This is a genomic window from Pseudomonas sp. 3A(2025), from assembly GCF_054589175.1.
This window is the reverse complement of the sequence record NZ_BAAILM010000113.1, coordinates 876,901-894,896: the sequence shown is the minus strand read 5'-3', so window position 1 is coordinate 894,896 and position 17,996 is coordinate 876,901. Positions and strand designations below refer to the sequence as shown.

Annotated in this window: 18 protein-coding genes and 1 other RNA gene; 15 read left to right on the top strand and 4 right to left on the bottom strand. The window is 60.8% G+C overall.

All coding sequences use genetic code 11. The features are described 5' to 3' along the window. The first annotated feature begins 203 nt into the window (after positions 1-203). From petA to ACYP2A_RS30720, 5 genes are all read left to right on the top strand, one after another. A complete protein-coding gene (gene petA / locus ACYP2A_RS30740) occupies positions 204-815 on the top strand; it encodes a ubiquinol-cytochrome c reductase iron-sulfur subunit (protein ID WP_459749681.1) in 612 nt (203 codons plus the stop codon). Then, complete coding sequence (locus ACYP2A_RS30735; RefSeq protein ID WP_459749680.1) at positions 812-2,023, top strand: cytochrome b; 1,212 nt, start codon at positions 812-814, stop codon at positions 2,021-2,023. Before petA ends, ACYP2A_RS30735 begins: the two co-directional genes overlap by 4 nt. Then, positions 2,023-2,751, top strand: coding sequence for a cytochrome c1 (locus tag ACYP2A_RS30730; RefSeq protein WP_459749679.1), 729 nt, complete (start codon positions 2,023-2,025; stop codon positions 2,749-2,751). Before ACYP2A_RS30735 ends, ACYP2A_RS30730 begins: the two co-directional genes overlap by 1 nt. A 198-nt stretch (positions 2,752-2,949) precedes the next feature. Next, positions 2,950-3,567, top strand: coding sequence for a glutathione S-transferase N-terminal domain-containing protein (locus ACYP2A_RS30725; protein WP_459749678.1), 618 nt, complete (start codon positions 2,950-2,952; stop codon positions 3,565-3,567). Between the two features lie 17 nt (positions 3,568-3,584). Next, entirely contained in the window at positions 3,585-4,004 is a 420-nt protein-coding gene (locus tag ACYP2A_RS30720; RefSeq protein WP_459749677.1) for a ClpXP protease specificity-enhancing factor, read from the top strand. 49 nt (positions 4,005-4,053) lie between these two features. Here the strand turns inward: ACYP2A_RS30720 and ACYP2A_RS30715 are convergent, their stop codons facing one another. The 4 genes from ACYP2A_RS30715 to ACYP2A_RS30700 all read right to left on the bottom strand — a co-directional run bounded on the left by ACYP2A_RS30715 (position 4,054) and on the right by ACYP2A_RS30700 (position 7,517). After that, a complete protein-coding gene (locus ACYP2A_RS30715) occupies positions 4,054-4,632 on the bottom strand; it encodes a BON domain-containing protein (RefSeq protein WP_459749676.1) in 579 nt (192 codons plus the stop codon). Then, positions 4,629-5,222 (bottom strand): phosphoheptose isomerase, encoded by a 594-nt coding sequence (locus ACYP2A_RS30710; RefSeq protein WP_122469242.1) that lies wholly within the window; start codon positions 5,220-5,222, stop codon positions 4,629-4,631. Before ACYP2A_RS30710 ends, ACYP2A_RS30715 begins: the two co-directional genes overlap by 4 nt. A gap of 115 nt (positions 5,223-5,337) precedes the next feature. Then, entirely contained in the window at positions 5,338-5,706 is a 369-nt protein-coding gene (locus ACYP2A_RS30705) for a YraN family protein (RefSeq protein WP_459749675.1), read from the bottom strand. Continuing rightward, positions 5,703-7,517, bottom strand: coding sequence for a penicillin-binding protein activator (locus ACYP2A_RS30700; protein ID WP_459749674.1), 1,815 nt, complete (start codon positions 7,515-7,517; stop codon positions 5,703-5,705). Before ACYP2A_RS30700 ends, ACYP2A_RS30705 begins: the two co-directional genes overlap by 4 nt. A 260-nt stretch (positions 7,518-7,777) precedes the next feature. On the opposite strand from ACYP2A_RS30700, the gene rsmI reads away from it, so the two are divergent. The 10 genes from rsmI to murD form a co-directional block, all read left to right on the top strand. Next, positions 7,778-8,650, top strand: coding sequence for a 16S rRNA (cytidine(1402)-2'-O)-methyltransferase (gene rsmI, locus ACYP2A_RS30695; protein WP_459749673.1), 873 nt, complete (start codon positions 7,778-7,780; stop codon positions 8,648-8,650). 81 nt (positions 8,651-8,731) lie between these two features. Beyond that, positions 8,732-9,089: RNase P RNA component class A (gene rnpB, locus ACYP2A_RS30690), an RNA gene on the top strand. 307 nt (positions 9,090-9,396) lie between these two features. Continuing rightward, complete coding sequence (gene mraZ / locus ACYP2A_RS30685; protein ID WP_459749672.1) at positions 9,397-9,852, top strand: division/cell wall cluster transcriptional repressor MraZ; 456 nt, start codon at positions 9,397-9,399, stop codon at positions 9,850-9,852. 2 nt (positions 9,853-9,854) lie between these two features. Next, positions 9,855-10,796: a 16S rRNA (cytosine(1402)-N(4))-methyltransferase RsmH gene (gene rsmH, locus ACYP2A_RS30680; RefSeq protein ID WP_459749671.1), complete on the top strand. Its 942-nt coding sequence runs from the start codon at positions 9,855-9,857 to the stop codon at positions 10,794-10,796. Beyond that, a complete protein-coding gene (ftsL, locus tag ACYP2A_RS30675; RefSeq protein WP_459749670.1) occupies positions 10,793-11,086 on the top strand; it encodes a cell division protein FtsL in 294 nt (97 codons plus the stop codon). The genes rsmH and ftsL overlap by 4 nt, the downstream gene beginning before the upstream one ends. Then, positions 11,086-12,810 carry a peptidoglycan D,D-transpeptidase FtsI family protein gene (locus tag ACYP2A_RS30670; RefSeq protein WP_459749850.1) on the top strand — a complete coding sequence of 575 codons (1,725 nt, stop codon included), beginning with the start codon at positions 11,086-11,088 and terminating at the stop codon, positions 12,808-12,810. Before ftsL ends, ACYP2A_RS30670 begins: the two co-directional genes overlap by 1 nt. Further along, positions 12,810-14,273, top strand: a complete 1,464-nt coding sequence (gene murE, locus ACYP2A_RS30665) for a UDP-N-acetylmuramoyl-L-alanyl-D-glutamate--2,6-diaminopimelate ligase (protein WP_459749669.1) — start codon at positions 12,810-12,812, stop codon at positions 14,271-14,273. The genes ACYP2A_RS30670 and murE overlap by 1 nt, the downstream gene beginning before the upstream one ends. Continuing rightward, positions 14,266-15,636: a UDP-N-acetylmuramoyl-tripeptide--D-alanyl-D-alanine ligase gene (locus ACYP2A_RS30660; RefSeq protein WP_459749668.1), complete on the top strand. Its 1,371-nt coding sequence runs from the start codon at positions 14,266-14,268 to the stop codon at positions 15,634-15,636. The genes murE and ACYP2A_RS30660 overlap by 8 nt, the downstream gene beginning before the upstream one ends. Next, entirely contained in the window at positions 15,636-16,718 is a 1,083-nt protein-coding gene (mraY, locus tag ACYP2A_RS30655) for a phospho-N-acetylmuramoyl-pentapeptide-transferase (RefSeq protein ID WP_459749667.1), read from the top strand. Before ACYP2A_RS30660 ends, mraY begins: the two co-directional genes overlap by 1 nt. Positions 16,719-16,724: 6 nt before the next feature. Next, on the top strand, positions 16,725-17,996 hold a 1,272-nt coding region (gene murD, locus ACYP2A_RS30650), incomplete at its 3' end, for a UDP-N-acetylmuramoyl-L-alanine--D-glutamate ligase (protein ID WP_459749666.1).

The following is a 17,996-nucleotide window of genomic DNA, read 5'->3' as shown; positions in this document are numbered from 1 at the left end:
AAATAAAAAACGCCCGCTTCTCACGAAGCCGGGCGTTTTTTTTATGCCTGCGATTTCATCGTAATGTTGTAAGCCTGTATTTACACTCGCGCCTTCCATCCGCAAGGGCTTTATTAGCGCTCTCTTGAACCTGCCAACGACTAGATTGTTATCAGGCAGGCCGCTGCATACGCAGGTTCTGCATGTGCGCGGGAGTGGGTGGAATGAGCACTGATTGCATCAATCCAGACCAGTTGAATCCAGATCGGCGCCGCTTCCTGGTGGCGACAACCTCGATTGTGGGGGCGGCAGGTCTGGTGGGCGCTGCGGTTCCCTTCGTGGGCTCGTGGTTTCCAGGGGCCAGGGCGAGGGCGGCGGGGGCGCCGGTCAAGGTCGATGTCGGCAAGATCGAGCCCGGTCAGCAGATGGTCGCCGAATGGCGCGGTCAGCCCGTGTTCATTCTGCGTCGAACGCCACAGACCCTCGAAAGCCTGGTTCAGCTCGCTGACCAGTTGGCGGACCCTGATTCCAGAGAGTCGGTGCAACCCGCTTACGTCGATCCGCGGACACGCTCGATCAAGCCGCAGATCGTGCTGCTGGTCGGTATCTGTACGCATCTGGGCTGCTCGCCAACCTATCGTCCCGAAGTGGCGCCCGCCGACCTTGGTAAAGAGTGGCGTGGCGGCTATTTCTGCCCGTGTCACGGTACGCGCTATGACCTGGCCGGGCGGGTCTACAAGGCGCAGCCCGCACCGCTGAACCTGCCGGTGCCGCCTCATCACTACGAGTCAGAGGCCGTCATTGTCATTGGTGTCGATCAGGAGGGCAGGTCATGAGCCGCTTCATGACGTGGATCGATGCGCGCTTTCCCGCGACGCGGATGTTTGAAGAGCATCTGAGCCGCTATTGCGTTCCGAAAAACTTCAACATCCTGTACTTCTTCGGCTCGCTGGCATTGCTGGTGCTGGTAAACCAGCTGCTGACCGGAATATGGCTGACGATGTATTACACGCCCACCGCCGAAGGGGCTTTTGCGTCGATCGAGTACCTGATGCGCGATGTCGAGTACGGCGCCATCTTGCGTCAGTTGCACTCCACCGGCGCTTCGGCGTTTTTCATCGTGATCTACCTGCACATGTTTCGTGGGCTGCTTTATGGCTCATACCAGAAACCCCGCGAGCTGGTGTGGATCTTTGGCATGTTCATCTATCTGGCGTTGATGGCCGAGGCTTTCATGGGCTATCTGCTGCCATGGGGGCAGATGTCGTACTGGGGCGCGCAGGTGATCATTTCGCTGTTTGGCGCGATTCCTGTCATCGGCGAGGGGCTGACCCAGTGGATTCGTGGCGACTATCTGGTTTCCGGTATTACCCTGAACCGCTTTTTCGCCTTGCACGTCATTGCGCTACCGATTGTCATCCTGGGGTTGGTGGTGCTGCATATCCTGGCGTTGCATGAAGTGGGGTCGAACAATCCCGATGGTATCGACATCAGGAAGCACAAAGACGAGAACGGTGTGCCGCTGGACGGTATACCGTTTCATCCTTATTACACGGTGAAGGATCTTTTTGGTGTCGCCGTGTTTCTCTTCGTGTTCTGCACCGTCGTGTTTTTCTTTCCGGAGATGGGCGGCTATTTTCTGGAGAAGCCGAATTTCGAGCCCGCCAACGCGTTCAAGACGCCGGAGCACATCGCGCCGGTGTGGTACTTCACGCCGTTCTACGCCATTTTGCGCGCGGTACCGGACAAACTCATGGGGGTCATGGCCATGGGTGCCGCGATTGCCGTGCTGTTTGTGCTGCCGTGGCTGGACCGCAGCCCGGTGCGCTCCATGCGCTACAAGGGCTGGCTGAGCCGGGTGTGGCTATTGGTGTTCTGTGTAGCGTTCATCACCCTTGGCGTTCTCGGTGTGCAGCCGCCCACGCCTGAGCGCACGCTGCTGTCGAGGGTGTGCGCGGTTGCGTACTTTGCCTGTTTTGCGTTGATGCCGCTCTATACCCGGTTTGAGAAAACCAGGCCGGTTCCTGACAGGGTGACAGGCTGATGTGCAGGTTGCCGGTTGTCTGGCTACTGGCATTGTTGCCTGTGCTGTCGCTGGCTGCCGAGCCCGCCGGGCAGGTTCTGGAGCCTGTCAGTATCGATCTTTCCGACAAGGCCGCGCTGCAGGATGGTGCGCGTACGTTCGTCAATTACTGCATGGGTTGTCATGGCGCTCAATACCAGCGCTATGAGCGTGTGGCAGACGATCTGGGTATTGCCCATGAAGTCATGCTGGAGAAGCTGGTCTTTACCGGGGCCAGGATTGGCGATCATATGAAAACCGGCATGCGCCCGGCAGATGCCAAGGTCTGGTTCGGGGCTGCGCCGCCGGACCTGACTCTGGTGGCGCGGGTTCGCGGCACCGACTGGCTGTATCATTACCTGCGCTCGTTCTATGAGGACCCGGCGCGGCCGCTGGGGGTCAATAACCGGGTGTACCCTGACGTGGGCATGCCCAATGTGCTGGGACGCCTGCAGGGGCGTCAGCTGCTTGATTGTCCGCTGCCGGGCGGCTTGAATTGTGATCGATTGATTGTCATGCCCGATACCGGCAGCCTGAGCGTCGAGCAATTCGACGACACAATCAGAAATCTGGTGACCTTCCTGGCTTACTCGGCCGACCCGCTCAAGCTTGAACATCGGCGCATCGGCACCTGGGTGTTGCTGTATCTGGCGCTGTTCATCGTCCTGGTCGGCTTGCTCAAGCGCGAATACTGGAAAGGCATACACTGATATAAAGCCTGAGGCACGTGTTCTGCGGCGCCTGTATGAAGTAATGATTGCAGCGTCCACGCCCGGCGGCGCAAGATTGCCAAATTCTTTGCTGTAAATACGCTATCTTGTCGCCCGCGAAGCGATCATGAGGCGCACGCGTCTCAGGACGTTCTTGCCTGTCTGTTTCATCCATTTTTACAAGCGAGGAGGATCACCATGGGCGTGACCAACCGGTTGGCCTGTTATTCCGACCCCGCCGATCACTATTCCCATCGCGTACGTATCGTACTCGCCGAGAAAGGTGTCGTGGCCGAGATCATCGACGTTGTGGCAGGTCGCGTGCCGCCGCAACTGGTCGAGGTCAATCCCTATGGCACCTTGCCGACCCTGGTCGACCGCGACCTGGCGTTGTACGAGCCCAGTGTGGTGATGGAGTATCTGGAGGAGCGCTACCCGCATCCGCCGTTGATGCCGGTGTACCCTGTGGCCAAGGCCAACAGCCGTCTGCTGATGCATCGCATCCAGCGTGACTGGTGCGGGCTTGTGGATCTGATCCTGGATCCGCGGTCCAAGGAGGGTGCACGTGTGCAGGCCCGCAAGGAGCTGCGCGAGAGTCTGACCGGGGTGTCGCCGCTGTTTGCGGAGAAACCTTTTTTCCTCAGTGACGAGCTAAGTCTCGTCGATTGCTGTCTATTGCCCATACTCTGGCGTTTGCCGGTATTGGGTATCGAATTGCCTCGGCCCGCCAAGCCGTTGCTCGACTACATGGAGCGCCAGTTCGTACGTGAGGCATTCCAGGCAAGCTTGTCTGCTGCCGAACGTGAAATGCGCTAAGGCTTAAGGAGCCGTTGATGAACTCCAGTCGCCCTTATCTGATCCGTGCTCTCTATGAGTGGATTGTGGATAACGATTGCACCCCGCATGTGCTGGTCAATGCGGAGTATCCCTCCGTGCAGGTCCCTCAGGGATTTGCCAATGATGGCCAGATTGTCCTGAACGTTTCACCCACTGCCGTGCGTCACTTGCACATGGATAACGAGGCAGTCAGTTTCGAAGGTCGCTTCGGTGGCGTACCGCATACGCTGTACGTCCCGGTCGGCGCGATATTGGGTATCTATGCCAGAGAAAACGGCCAGGGGATGGTCTTTGACCTGGAGCCTTCGCTCGAGGAGCACGATGTCGATGAGGTCGACCTCGATGACGATGCTCCGCCGCCCGACAGCGAGCCTCCGCGTCCCAGCGGCAGGCCGAGCCTGAAGGTTGTGAAATAAAAAAAGGCGATCCATCCGGATCGCCTTTTTCATGTGTGGCCTTTGCTGCTCAGTCGATGTATTCGAACAGCTTGACGATTTTCTGCACGCCCGACACACCCTGAACCAGATTGGTCGCGCGAGTGGCTTCTTGTTGAGTTACCAGACCCAGCAGATAGACGATACCGTTCTCGGTCACCACCTTGATGCGTGAGCCGGGGATCGAATTGTCGGTGAGCATCTGCGACTTGATCTTGGTGGTCAGCCAGGCATCGTTGTTGCGCGCCAGCAGTGACGAAGGCGGCAACACCTGGAGTTCGTTATTGACCTTTTTGACGCGCTGCACGGAGGCGGCGGCCTGTTCGGCAATGGCCTTGAGTTCTGCGCGCGGGGTCTGGCCTGCCAGCAGAACGATGCCGTTATAGCTGGTCACCACCACGTGCGAGCCTTCGGCCAGGTCCGGGTCGGCCTTGGAGATGTTTACGGCCGCTTTGGTTTCGATCAGTGAGTCATCGATCTTGCTGCCGATGGTGCGCGTGCCACGATCATCTTCGATCGGGTTGTCGCGAGTGGCGGTCAGCACCGAGCTGCAACCACTCAGGCCCAGGCACAGGGCCAGTAATGCCAGACTGAGACGATTAGGGGTCATTCTTCACTCCCGAACAATTGGCTGTCGATCAGATCGCAGAGGCAATGGATCGCCAGCAGGTGGACTTCCTGGATGCGCGCTGTGACTTTGGCAGGTACGCGGATTTCCACGTCCTCGGGCAGCAGCAGCGAAGCAACATCGCCGCCGTCGTGCCCGGTCAATGCTACGACAATCATTTCGCGATCATGTGCGGCCTGGATGGCTTGAATAATGTTCGCCGAATTACCGCTGGTGGAAATGGCCAGCAGTACGTCGCCAGGTTGGCCCAGGGCGCGGATCTGCTTGGAAAACACTTCGTTGAAGCTGTAGTCGTTGGCAATCGAGGTAATGGTCGAGCTGTCGGTGGTCAGTGCGATGGCCGGCAGGCTGGGGCGTTCGCGCTCGAAGCGGTTGAGCAGCTCCGATGAAAAATGCTGGGCGTCGCCTGCCGAGCCGCCATTGCCACAGGACAGCATCTTGCCCTCGTTGAGCAGGGCATTGACCATGACCTGGCTGGCCAGCTCGATGTGGGGTGCCAGGACGTCCATCGCCTGTTGCTTGGTGTCGATGCTGGCCTGGAAGAGCCGGCGAATACGCGATTGCATGTCCATCTAGAGTGACCTTGGTTAGAGCGTAAGGCGGCTGTTTGAGGGTGCAGCCTGCACGGCAAACAGCAAAGAATCGGTGTTGAGTGAGCGGGATGTTCAGGGGTGGGCGCAGGCCTGTTCAACTGTCGAATGCGTTCTTGAGCCAGTTGAGCGGTGGTGCATGACCCGGTTGCCCGTCAATCGCCAGTACATCGAAGCGACAGGGATATTCGGCCCAGCGTGGTGCGTGTTGCAGAAACAGCTGCGCTGCCATGATGAGCTTTTCCTGTTTGCGTGCATCGACGCTTTCCAGTGCGCTACCCCAGCCTTTATGGCTGCGGTAGCGAACTTCGACGAATACTACTGTATCGCCGTCGAGCATGACCAGATCAAGCTCGCCGCGTCGGCATGACCAGTTTTTCTCGATCAGGTCCAGGCCTTGCTGCTGAAGGTAGTGCAGGGCATAGGCTTCAGCCTCTTGCCCTGCGCTGTTACTGCCTGATTTCAAGGCGCGGTGTCCGGCAGGCGTTGTACCTGGCCATTGACGAACTCGGCCCACGGCAGTTGGCGTTCGACGCGACGATTGGCGTTCAGGCTCAGGCTGCCGGACAGGCCGTCAAGGCGGCTCTCGGGCAGTGCCTTGAGCTGGTTCAGGCGCGGTGCCAGGCGGTAGGCATCGACGCCCATGGCGTAGAGCCGGCCCAGGCTGCCGGCGGCTTGTGGCCACTGGGCAACCACTTGCTGGCGCAGTGGGTCATTGGCGTTGAGCAGCCACGGCGTGTCGCAAAAGCGTACGCCGTTGAGGTCGTTGTACTGCGCCTGATCGTTGCTGTTGGTGAACAGCTGGGAGGTCGCGTAAACCGGTACGTCGCCGGCGTACTGGAAGACCATGGTCGGCTTGATCTGCTGGGCCAGTTGCGGTGTGGCGACCAGGAACATGAAGTCGATGTCGTGACGACGCGACGGTTGTGCGGCGACTTGCGCACCGGCAGCGCTTTGCAGGCGCTGGGCGCGGCCTTCGCTGGCGCGTAGCTGGAACATGTCGCCAATCTGGCGAGCCAGATCGACCGGCTGGTCAATGCGCTCGACTGCGACCAGGGTGCCGCCCTTGGCACGCCAGCTGTTGTTGAAGGCGGTCAGGACGCGGTCGCCCCATTCGCCTTTGGGGACCATGGCAACGGCGGTGCGCTTGCCGTCGGCCCAGGCGCGGCGTGCGACCTCGCGGGCTTCGTCCTCGGCAGCCAGACCGAACTGGAACAGCTCTTGTGGGCCAGCCGTGGCGCTATCGCTGTAATTGAGGGCCAGCGTGGTGATGGGCAGGTTCGGGCGGGCACTGAGTTGCTTGACCAGGTCTTTCTCCAGTGGGCCGACCACCAGTTGCACGCCGGCCGCCTGGGCCTGGCGGTAGAACTCGTCCATCGAGGTCAGTCGCGAACTGTCGAAAACCTGAATGGCCGGAGGGTTCTGGCCGGCCTGCTGGGCTTGATAGTGCGCCGCCAGAAAGCCTTCGCGAAGGGCTTTGGCCACATTGGCCAATTGGCCTTCCTGCGGCAGAAGCAGGGCGATGCGGGTCAGGGGTTCGCTGGTCAGGTCACGCAATTGAGCCAGAGCCGTCGGCAATTGCACGGCGGCAGGGTGCTGAGGGTTTTGTGCCTTCCAGTTGTCGATGGCGGCCTGTTGCTGCTCCAGGGTGCCGGCACCCTTGAGTGCGCGGGTCAGGTTCAGCCAGCCGCCGAAGTCGTCGTTGCTGGTCGCTTGCAGTTGCTCGGCCGGCAAGGTGGACAGCAGTTTCCAGATCGCGTCGTTGTTGGCGCCTATCTCGCTGCCTTGCAGCAAGGGGCCGGCAAAGACACGTTCGCGAATGGCGGGCAGGATCTGGCCGTCCATTTCCAGGGCGCGGGCGCGAACGCTGTGGGTGCGCAGTTGTTGCTCGACCGACAGTTCGCCAAGGCGTTGCAGGCTTGGATGATTGAGGGCGGCGAGTGCTGCTTTGGGCTGGTTGCGGCCCAGGGCCAGCTCTGCCGACAGAGTGCTGGCGAACACTTGCAGGCCGGGCGGCAACTGGTCGATTTTGACCTGCTCAAGCAGTTGTGCAGCGCGACCGGCGTTGCCCTGGCTATTGGCCTTGTCGGCGGCGCTCAGGCGCAGGGTGGCGGCCTGTTCCGGGGTTTTGGCGCTCGCTGCCTGTTCCAGCAGTTGTTCAATGCTGGCGTCGGGGGTGCGAGGCAGCTCACCGAGGCTGGAGGTGGGTGAGCCGGCGCAGGCAGCCAGTAAGGCGGCAAGACCGAGGGCAGAGAACAGCCGCAGACAAGCGATCATGTATATGTTCCTGGTACTCAAGCAAATTAGCGGGCGATTGTACCCAAGCGCTAGCCGGGGTGCGACTTTGAAGGCATGTAAAGCTCTGACAGGTATAGCAGTCGAGTCGTCACGCGTTTTCTTGTGGTGGAGGGCGCGAAGCAATCATGCCTTTACTTCCTTTTATAGGCTTGCTGGTGTGCGACCCCGTGCAAAGCGCATGCAGTCTGTACAATGCGTTTTTTATCGACGCTTGGAGTCATCAACATGAGGTGTGCGTTTTGACTGTTCAGGTCGCTTCGAATTCCGCCGCCGGCTCGCTTTATGTCGTGGCCACGCCCATCGGCAATCTGGACGACATGAGCGTGCGGGCACTGAAGGTTCTGCGTGAAGTCGCGTTGATTGCCGCCGAGGATACACGCCATTCATTGCGATTGATGCAGCACTTTGGCATAGCGACGCCACTGGCGGCCTGCCATGAGCATAACGAACGAGCAGAGGGTAGCCGGTTCATCGAGCGTCTGCTGGCCGGTGACAGCGTGGCGCTGATTTCCGATGCGGGCACGCCATTGATCTCCGATCCCGGCTATCACCTGGTTCGTCAGGCGCGCGCCGCCGGCATTGCAGTGGTGCCTGTGCCTGGCGCGTGTGCATTGATCGCCGCGCTGTCGGCGGCGGGGTTGCCTTCGGATCGTTTTATTTTTGAAGGTTTTTTGCCGGCCAAGGCGGTGGGGCGCAGGTCGCGTCTGGAGCAACTGGTCGAAGAGCCGCGTACGCTGATTTTCTATGAGGCGCCGCACCGCATTCTGGAGTGTCTGCAGGACATGGAGGCGGTATTGGGTGCCGAGCGTCCGGCCTTGCTGGCTCGCGAATTGACCAAGACGTTCGAAACGCTCAAAGGCTTGCCGCTGGCGCAGTTGCGTGCGTTTGTCGAAGCCGACAGCAATCAGCAGCGCGGTGAGTGCGTGGTGCTGGTGGCCGGCTGGAGCGCACCGGAGGATGACGATGCGGTCGGCACCGAAGCGCGTCGCGTGCTGGATTTGCTGTTGCAGGATTTGCCGGTCAAGCGGGCGGCAGCCTTGGCGGCTGAAATCACCGGGGTGCGCAAAAACCTGCTTTATCAGTTAGCGCTTGATAAACAAAAGGATAAATAAGGCCTTTTTGTTACTGCCACAGGCAAGTCCAGGCTTTTAAAGCTTGTTCTTGTCGGCGTGTGCCGCTAACCTTGGCGGCGGAGAGTCGATTGGACAGTCGCTGCTTCTTGTTGTTCCGCAACAAGGGGGGGAGGAAAGTCCGGGCTCCATAGGGCGGAGTGCCAGGTAACGCCTGGGAGGCGTGAGCCTACGGAAAGTGCCACAGAAAATAACCGCCTAAGCACTTCGGTGCCGGTAAGGGTGAAAAGGTGCGGTAAGAGCGCACCGCACGTCTGGCAACAGTTCGTGGCAAGGTAAACCCCACTCGGAGCAAGACCAAATAGGGTTCCTAGGCGTGGCCCGCGCTGGAACCGGGTAGGTTGCTAAAGACGTCCAGTGATGGCCGTCGTAGAGGAATGACTGTCCTCGACAGAACCCGGCTTACAGATCGACTCTCCACCTCCTTCCATCTGCTTTTCGGCAGACGTGAACCGGTTCGTAAATATGGAAAATATTTCCGAACTTCACAAATCACTTTAACTTTCATTCTCACTTCCTTGAATTTTCTCGGATTAATCTGCGGGCGGCTTGCCCCATACATATCCGCTCATCCAATACCACTCCTAAATCTCCGTTATGTAAGGGTTTTCCTTAGGGGCGCGCCTTGACGGTGTGGTGGCCGCGTTCCTATAGTGTGCGCAAGTGGCAGAAAGTGGCACGAAGTGGGTTTTTCCAGCGCGAGAATATAGAATTCGGAGACTTCGCCTGTGTTTCGTGGTGCCAACGCAATCAATCTCGATGCCAAGGGACGTCTCGCCATGCCGAGTCGTTACCGTGGTGAGCTTGAATCGCGTAGTGGTGGCCAATTGGTAGTAACCATCGATGCCGTTGACCCCTGCTTGTGCATTTATCCGCTGTCCGAGTGGGAATTGATTGAGGCGAAGCTGCGTGAGCTCGCCACCTTCCGAGAAGAAAATCGTCGTTTGCAGCGGCTACTGATCGGCAATGCCGTCGATCTGGAGCTTGATGGCAGCGGGCGATTGCTTGTACCGCCACGTTTACGCGTGTATGCCAAGTTGGATAAGAGCGTGATGTTAGTTGGCCAGCTAAACAAGTTTCAATTATGGGACGAGGACGCCTGGAACGCTCTTGCTGAGGCGGACCTTGCGGCTATTCAACAACCTGGCGCGATGCCTGATGATTTACGTGACCTGATCCTGTGACTATGAATGGCAATTTCACCCACACCACCGTACTGCTTGAAGAAGCAGTAGAGGCCTTGGCCGTCCGTGCAGACGGCTGCTATCTGGATGGCACGTTTGGTCGTGGCGGTCACAGTCGTCTCGTGCTTGAACATTTAGGTCCCGAGGGGCGACTGCTGGGGTTCGACAAAGACCCGCAAGCGATTGCCACGGGGCAAGCGCTGGCGGCCGAAGACGGCCGCTTCGTCATTGTGCAGCGCAGTTTTGCCGAGCTGGGCAGCGAGGTGCAGGCCCGCGACCTGCATGGCAAGGTCAGTGGTGTGCTGCTGGACCTGGGCGTCTCTTCGCCACAGCTCGACGACCCCGAGCGTGGCTTCAGCTTCATGAACGACGGCCCGCTGGACATGCGCATGAACCCGGAGCTGGGAATCAGCGCCGCGCAATTTGTCGCCACCGCGTCCGCCGAAGAGATCGCGCGGGTCTTTAAAGAATATGGCGAAGAGCGGTTTGCAAGGCGCATGGCCAATGCCGTGGTCGCGCGCCGTGAAGTCACCCCGTTCGAGCGCACCGCAGACATTGCCGAAGTGCTCAAGGTCGCCAACCCCGCCTGGGAAAAGGGCAAGCACCCTGCAACGCGTGCCTTCCAGGGTTTGCGCATTCACGTCAACAACGAACTGGGCGACCTTGAGGCTGGCCTTGAGGCGGCCCTGGACGCACTGGAAGTCGGCGGCCGACTGGTGGTGATCAGCTTTCACTCCCTTGAAGACCGCATCGTCAAATTGTTCATGCGCAAGCTGGTGAAGGGCGAAGCCGACAACCTGCCGCGCAACCTGCCGATCAAGTCCGTGCCGTTCGAGCCCAAGGTGCGTCTGATCGGCAAGGCGCAGTTTGCCAGCGAGGCTGAAACCCGTGCCAATCCACGCTCGCGCAGTGCCGTCATGCGTGTCGCGGAGAAGTTGCGTTGAGCCGCCTGTTCTCCAAGCCTTTGCCCACCGGCAGCTTTTTCATGCTGCTGTTGTTCATTGGCGTGCTGGTATCGGCCATTGGCGTGTCTTACAGCGCCCACTGGAACCGCCAGTTGCTCAACTCGCTGTACGCCGAAATGAGCGTGCGCGACAAGGCGCAAGCCGAATGGGGCCGCCTGATCCTGGAGCAAAGCACCTGGACCGCCCATAGCCGCATCGAAAACCTGGCTGCCGAACAACTCAAGATGCGCATCCCCAGCGCTGCCGAAGTGCGGATGGTGGCGCCATGATGAAGCTTGAAGGCGCACTGTATCCCTGGCGTTTTCGCGTAGTCGTCGGGCTGCTGGTCCTGCTGGTGCTCGCCATCTGCTGGCGCATCGTCGACCTGCAGGTCATTGACCACACCTTCCTGCAAGAACAGGGCGATGCCCGTAGCTTGCGGCACATTCCCATTCCGGCGCACCGTGGCCTGATCACTGACCGCAATGGCGAGCCGCTGGCCGTCAGTACGCCGGTCACCACCCTGTGGGCCAACCCCAAGGAAATGCTCCAGGACCGCAGCAAGTGGCCGCTGCTGGCTCAGGCGCTGGGTCAGGACCCCAAGGCACTCAATGAGCGCCTGGAATCCCTGGCCGGTAAAGAATTCATCTATCTGGTCCGTGGCCTGACCCCGGAACACGGCCAGGCCGTGCTTGACCTCAAGGTTCCCGGTGTCTATGGCATCGAAGAGTTCCGCCGCTTCTATCCGGCCGGTGACGTCACCGCCCACATGGTCGGCTTCACCGACCTTGACGACCACGGTCGCGAGGGCGTCGAGCTGGCCTATGACGACTGGCTGGCCGGTGTGCCCGGCAAGCGTCAGGTCATCAAGGACCGACGAGGGCGACTGATCAAGGATGTGCAAGTCACCAAAAACGCCAAGGCCGGCAAGACCTTGGCGTTGTCTATCGACTTGCGCCTGCAATATCTGGCGACCCGTGAGCTGCGTAACGCAATCATCGAGAACGAAGCCAAGGCGGGCAGCCTGGTGATCATGGACGTCAAGACCGGCGAAATTCTCGCCATGGTCAACAGCCCGACCTACAACCCGAACAACCGTCGCACGATGGTGCCGGCCGCCATGCGTAACCGGGCGATCATCGATGTGTTCGAACCCGGCTCGACCATGAAGCCGATCTCCATGGGCGCCGCCCTCGAGAGCGGTCGCTGGAAGCCCACCGACAAGGTCGAGGTCTATCCCGGCACCCTGCAGATCGGGCGTTACACCATCCGTGACGTGAGCAAGACCGAGGGCCCTGTGCTGGATCTGACCGGCATCCTGATCAACTCCAGTAACGTGGGGATGAGCAAGGTGGCGTTCGACGTCGGCGGCGAGAACCTGTTCCGCACCATGCAGCGCATGGGCTTCGGCCAATACACCGGCCTGGGTTTCCCGGGCGAGCGGGTTGGCAACCTGCCCAACTATCGTGAATGGCGTAAAGCTGAAACCGCCACCCTGTCCTATGGCTATGGTGTGTCGGTGACGGCCCTGCAACTGGTGCATGCCTACGGCGCGCTGGCCAACAATGGCCGCATCGTGCCGCTGAGCATCCTGAAAAGCGATGGCGAGCCGACCTCGGTGCAGGCGATCCCCGAAGCGACGGCCAAGACCCTGCACAACATGCTGCAACAGGTTATCGAAGACACTCGTGGTGTTTACCGCGCCCGTGTGCCTTCCTATCACGTTGCCGGCAAGAGCGGTACGGCGCGCAAGACCTCCATCGGCACCAAGGGCTATGCCGAAAACTCGTACCGCTCACTGTTCGCAGGCTTCGGCCCGATGAGCAACCCGCGCTATGCGGTCGTGGTCGTGATCGACGAGCCCAGCAAGGGCGGCTACTTCGGTGGTCTGGTGTCGGCGCCGGTGTTCAGCAAAGTGATGTCCGGCACCCTGCGGCTGATGAACATTCCGCCTGACAACCTGGCGCCGGAGCAGGTCACCACAGCACCGGTTACCAAAGGAGGGCGTGGCTGATGGCTTTTAATCTGAGCAAGATCTTTCCGAGCACCGATCGCGATCCGTTCATTCGCGAACTGACCCTGGACAGCCGCAAGGTGCGTCCGGGCGATTTGTTTCTGGCTGTCCCGGGTTTCAAGGTTGACGGCCGCCAGCACATCGCCGACGCGCTGCATCGTGGTGCGGCCGCTGTGGCGTATGAGTCCGAAGGTCACAGCGTCCTGCCGCTCACCGAGGTGCCGCTGATTCCGGTGCGCGGTCTGGCAGCGCAGTTGTCCGCCATTGCCGGCCGCTTTTATGGCGAACCGAGCCGCAGCCTGAACCTGATCGGCGTTACCGGCACCAATGGCAAGACCAGCGTTACCCAACTGATTGCCCAGGCGCTGGATCTGCTGGGCCAGCGCTGCGGCATCGTCGGCACGCTGGGCACCGGTTTCTACGGCGCACTGGAAAGTGGCCGGCATACCACGCCCGACCCGATTGCCGTGCAGGCCACCCTGGCTGACCTCATGCAGGCCCAGGCGCGTGCAGTGGCCATGGAAGTGTCTTCGCACGGCCTTGAGCAAGGCCGGGTCAAGGCGTTGGCGTTCGATGTGGCGGTGTTCACCAACCTGTCGCGCGATCACCTCGATTATCACGGCACCATGGAGGCCTATGGTGCCGCCAAGGCGCAGTTGTTCGCCTGGCCGGACCTGCAATGCCGGGTGATCAATCTGGACGATGCCTTCGGTCGCGAACTGGCCGATGCCGAGCACCGCGGGCGCCTGATTACCTACAGCCTGCTCGACCGCAGTGCCTCGCTGTATTGCCGCGATGCACAATTCGACGACCACGGCGTGCGCGCCACTCTGGTGACCTCGCACGGCGAGCATTTCCTGCGCAGCAGCCTGCTGGGCCGTTTCAACCTGAGCAATGTCCTGGCGGCGATCGGTGCCTTGCTGGGCCTGAACTACGCCCTGGATGAAATTCTCAAGGTTCTTGCGACGCTGGAGGGCCCGGTCGGGCGCATGCAGCGCCTGGGCGGCGGCAACAAGCCGCTGGTGGTGGTCGACTATGCACACACTCCCGATGCTCTGGAAAAAGTCCTTGAAGCACTGCGCCCGCATGCCGGCGGCCGCCTGTTGTGCCTGTTCGGCTGCGGTGGCGACCGTGATCGCGGCAAGCGCCCGTTGATGGCCGAAGTCGCCGAACGCCTGGCCGATACCGTGCTGGTCACCGACGACAACCCGCGCAGCGAAGCGCCGGCGCAGATCTTCGATGACATCCGCAGCGGTTTTGCTGACGCCGATCAGGTGCGCTTCATCGAGGGCCGTGGCCTGGCCATCGAAGCGTTCATTGCCGCCGCCCACGCAGACGATGTCGTGCTGTTGGCCGGCAAGGGGCATGAGGACTATCAGGAAATCGACGGCCAGCGCCAGCCGTTTTCCGATCTTGAAGAAGCCGCCAAAGCGCTGGCTGCATGGGAGGCCGCACATGCTTGAGCCGCTGAGCTTCAGCCAGTTGCTGACCCCGCTGGACGCTCGTCGTGTCGGTGACGACTGCCTTTTTTCCGGTGTCAGCATCGACAGCCGCAGCATCAAGGCCGGGGAGTTGTTCGTGGCCCTGACCGGCCCCAACTTCGACGGCCATGATTATCTGCAGCAGGTCGCTGCCAAGGGCGCTACAGGTGCCCTGGTCGAGCGCGAAGTGCCCGGCGCAACCTTGCCGCAACTGGTGGTGCTCGACACACGCAAGGCGCTGGCGCAACTGGCAGCGCTCAATCGCAATGCCTTTATCGACCGGCCTGTGGCTGCCGTGACCGGCTCCAGCGGCAAGACCACGGTCAAGGAAATGCTTGCCAGCATCTTGCGCACACGCGGCCCGGTACTGGCCACCCGCGGCAACCTGAATAACGATCTGGGTGTGCCGCTGACCTTGCTGGAACTGGCCGCTGAACACAGCGCGGCAGTCATCGAGCTGGGCGCGTCGCGGGTCGGTGAAATTGCCTACACCGTGAGCCTGGCCAAGCCGCACGTGGCCATTCTGACCAATGCCGGAACCGCCCATGTCGGCGAGTTCGGCGGGCCAGAGCGCATCGTCGAAGCCAAAGGCGAAATCATCGAAGGCCTCAATGCCCAAGGCGTTGCGGTGCTGAATCTGGACGATAAAGCTTTCCCGATCTGGCACAAGCGCGCTGCCGATCGTCAGGTCCTGAGCTTTGCCCTGGAAAATCCGCAGGCCGACTTTTATGCCAGCCAGTTACAGCGTGATGCACGCGGTTGCCCGGGCTTCACGCTGCACAGCCCGCAAGGTTCGGTTGCCGTGCAACTGAATCTGCTGGGCGTGCACAACGTGGCCAACGCACTGGCTAGCGCCGCTGCCGCGAGTGCCCTGGGCGTCAGCCTGGACGGCATCGCAGCAGGCCTTGCGGCCATGCAACCGGTCAAGGGGCGGGCGGTGTCGCAGATTGCCGGCAATGGACAGCGCGTCATCGACGACACTTACAACGCCAACCCGTCTTCGATCAATGCGGCCGTCGATCTGCTGGCCGGCTTTGACGGGCGCAAGGTGCTGGTGCTGGGCGACATCGGTGAACTGGGCGACTGGGCCGAGCAGGGCCATCGCGAAGTCGGTGCCTATGCCGCCGGCAAGGTCGATGCCCTGTATGCCGTCGGCCCGCTGATGCAGCACGCCGTCAATGCCTTTGGTGCGCACGCGCACCACTTCGCCAGCCAGGCCGGGCTGATCGCCGCGCTGGCCGGTGAACACGATTCAAATACCACTTTATTGATCAAGGGATCGCGCAGTGCTGCCATGGAAAACGTCGTGGCGGCCTTGTGCAATTCCAGCCTGGAGAAACATTGATGCTGTTGCTGTTGGCTGAATTTCTACAACAGTTCTACAAAGGCTTTGCAGTCTTCCAATACCTGACCCTGCGCGGGATTCTCGGCGTGCTTACGGCCCTGAGCCTGTCGCTGTGCCTGGGGCCGTGGATGATCCGCACCTTGCAGACCCGCCAGATCGGTCAGGCGGTGCGCAACGATGGTCCGCAGTCGCACTTGTCCAAGTCCGGTACACCGACCATGGGCGGTGCGCTGATTCTGTCTTCGATTGCCGTCAGCACCCTGCTGTGGGCCGACCTGACCAACCGCTATGTATGGGTGGTGCTGCTGGTCACCCTGCTGTTCGGCGCCATCGGCTGGGTCGACGACTACCGCAAGGTCATCGAGAAGAATTCGCGCGGCCTGCCAAGCCGCTGGAAGTATTTCTGGCAATCGGTATTCGGCCTGGGCGCGGCGATCTTCCTGTACATGACCGCGCAGTCGCCGGTCGAAACCACGCTGATCGTACCGATGCTCAAAGACATGCACTGGCAGATGGGCATTGGCTTCGTGGTCCTGACCTATTTCGTCATCGTCGGCTCCAGCAACGCGGTCAACCTGACCGATGGCCTGGACGGTCTGGCGATCATGCCGACGGTGATGGTCGGTGGCGCGCTGGGTATTTTCTGCTACCTGTCGGGTAACGTGAAATTTGCCGAATACCTGCTGATTCCCTATGTGCCGGGTGCAGGCGAACTGATCGTATTCTGCAGTGCGCTGATCGGCGCCGGCCTTGGCTTTCTGTGGTTCAACACCTACCCGGCACAGGTGTTCATGGGCGACGTCGGCGCGCTGGCGCTGGGTGCGGCGCTGGGCACCATTGCGGTCATCGTCCGCCAGGAAATCGTGTTGTTCATCATGGGCGGTGTGTTCGTGATGGAAACCCTTTCAGTGGTCATTCAGGTGGCCTCCTTCAAGCTTACCGGTCGCCGTGTGTTCCGCATGGCGCCCATTCATCACCACTTTGAACTCAAAGGCTGGCCCGAGCCGCGGGTGATCGTCCGTTTCTGGATCATCACCGTGATTCTGGTGCTGTTCGGCCTTGCCACGCTGAAACTGAGGTAAACGCGAGTGTCTTTGATCGTTACCGACCAGTTCCGCATCGTTGTCGGCCTCGGCAAGAGCGGCATGTCTCTGGTTCGCTTTCTGGCGAAGCAGGGCGTGGCGTTCGCCGTGGCCGACACTCGGGACAATCCACCGGAGCTTGCGACCTTGCGCCGCGATTATCCGCAGGTGGACGTGCGTTGTGGCGAACTGGACGTCGAGTTCCTGTGCCGTGCCAGCGAACTGTATGTCAGCCCGGGTCTGGCGCTGGCCACCGAAGCGTTGCAGCAGGCGCAGGCGCGTGGCGTCAAATTGTCCGGCGACATCGAGCTGTTCGCGCGTCACGCCAAGGCACCTATCGTGGCCATTACCGGCTCCAACGCCAAGAGCACCGTAACCACACTGGTCGGTGAAATGGCAGCAGCGGCGGGCAAGCGTGTTGCTGTCGGCGGCAACCTCGGTACACCGGCACTGGACCTGCTGGCTGATGACATCGAGCTATACGTGCTTGAGCTGTCGAGCTTCCAGCTGGAAAGCACCGATCAGTTGAATGCTGAAGTGGCCACCGTGCTGAACATCAGCGAAGACCACATGGACCGCTACAGTGGCCTGCCGGCGTATCACCTGGCCAAGCACCGGATTTTTCGCGGCGCCCGCCAGGTGGTGGTCAACCGTCAGGATGCCCTGTCGCGGCCGCTGATTCGCGAAGACGTGCCGTGCTGGACCTTTGGCCTGAACAAACCGGATTTCCGTGGCTTCGGTCTGCGCGAAGAGCATGGCGTGAAATACCTGGCGTTCCAGTTCGATCTGTTGCTGCCGGTCAGTGAGCTGAAAGTCCGTGGTGCGCACAATCAGGCCAATGCCCTGTCGGCGCTGGCGCTGGGGCATGCCGTGGGCCTGCCGATGGACGCCATGCTTGCAAGCCTGCGTACGTTTACAGGCCTGGAGCATCGCTGCCAGTGGCTGCGCGAGCGTGCGGGCGTGCAGTTCTACAACGATTCGAAAGCCACCAATGTCGGTGCTGCCCTGGCGGCAATCGAAGGGCTGGGCGCGGATATCGACGGCAAGCTGGTGCTGGTCGCCGGTGGTGATGGCAAGGGCGCCGATTTCAGTGGCCTCAAGGCCGCCGTGGCAGCGCATTGTCGCGCCGTCGTGCTGCTGGGTCGTGATGCCGGACGAATTGCCGAAGCGCTGGGCGATGCCGCGCCGCTGGTGCATGTCGCCACGCTCGAAGAGGCCGTGTTGCGTTGCGCAGAACTGGCTCAGTCAGGCGATGCGGTGTTGCTGTCGCCGGCCTGC

Excerpts from the sequence above, each read along its gene's own strand:
- petA (WP_459749681.1), top strand. The coding sequence starts at position 204 with ATGAGCACTGATTGCATCAATCCAGACCAGTTGAATCCAGATCGGCGC.
- ACYP2A_RS30735 (WP_459749680.1), top strand. The coding sequence starts at position 812 with ATGAGCCGCTTCATGACGTGGATCGATGCGCGCTTTCCCGCGACGCGG.
- murE (WP_459749669.1), top strand. The coding sequence starts at position 12,810 with ATGGCTTTTAATCTGAGCAAGATCTTTCCGAGCACCGATCGCGATCCG.
- ACYP2A_RS30720 (WP_459749677.1), top strand. The coding sequence starts at position 3,585 with ATGAACTCCAGTCGCCCTTATCTGATCCGTGCTCTCTATGAGTGGATT.
- ACYP2A_RS30670 (WP_459749850.1), top strand. The coding sequence starts at position 11,086 with ATGAAGCTTGAAGGCGCACTGTATCCCTGGCGTTTTCGCGTAGTCGTC.
- mraY (WP_459749667.1), top strand. The coding sequence starts at position 15,636 with ATGCTGTTGCTGTTGGCTGAATTTCTACAACAGTTCTACAAAGGCTTT.
- ACYP2A_RS30725 (WP_459749678.1), top strand. The coding sequence starts at position 2,950 with ATGGGCGTGACCAACCGGTTGGCCTGTTATTCCGACCCCGCCGATCAC.
- ACYP2A_RS30710 (WP_122469242.1), bottom strand. The coding sequence starts at position 5,222 with ATGGACATGCAATCGCGTATTCGCCGGCTCTTCCAGGCCAGCATCGAC.
- ACYP2A_RS30700 (WP_459749674.1), bottom strand. The coding sequence starts at position 7,517 with ATGATCGCTTGTCTGCGGCTGTTCTCTGCCCTCGGTCTTGCCGCCTTA.
- rsmH (WP_459749671.1), top strand. The coding sequence starts at position 9,855 with ATGAATGGCAATTTCACCCACACCACCGTACTGCTTGAAGAAGCAGTA.
- ACYP2A_RS30715 (WP_459749676.1), bottom strand. The coding sequence starts at position 4,632 with ATGACCCCTAATCGTCTCAGTCTGGCATTACTGGCCCTGTGCCTGGGC.
- ACYP2A_RS30660 (WP_459749668.1), top strand. The coding sequence starts at position 14,266 with ATGCTTGAGCCGCTGAGCTTCAGCCAGTTGCTGACCCCGCTGGACGCT.
- ACYP2A_RS30730 (WP_459749679.1), top strand. The coding sequence starts at position 2,023 with ATGTGCAGGTTGCCGGTTGTCTGGCTACTGGCATTGTTGCCTGTGCTG.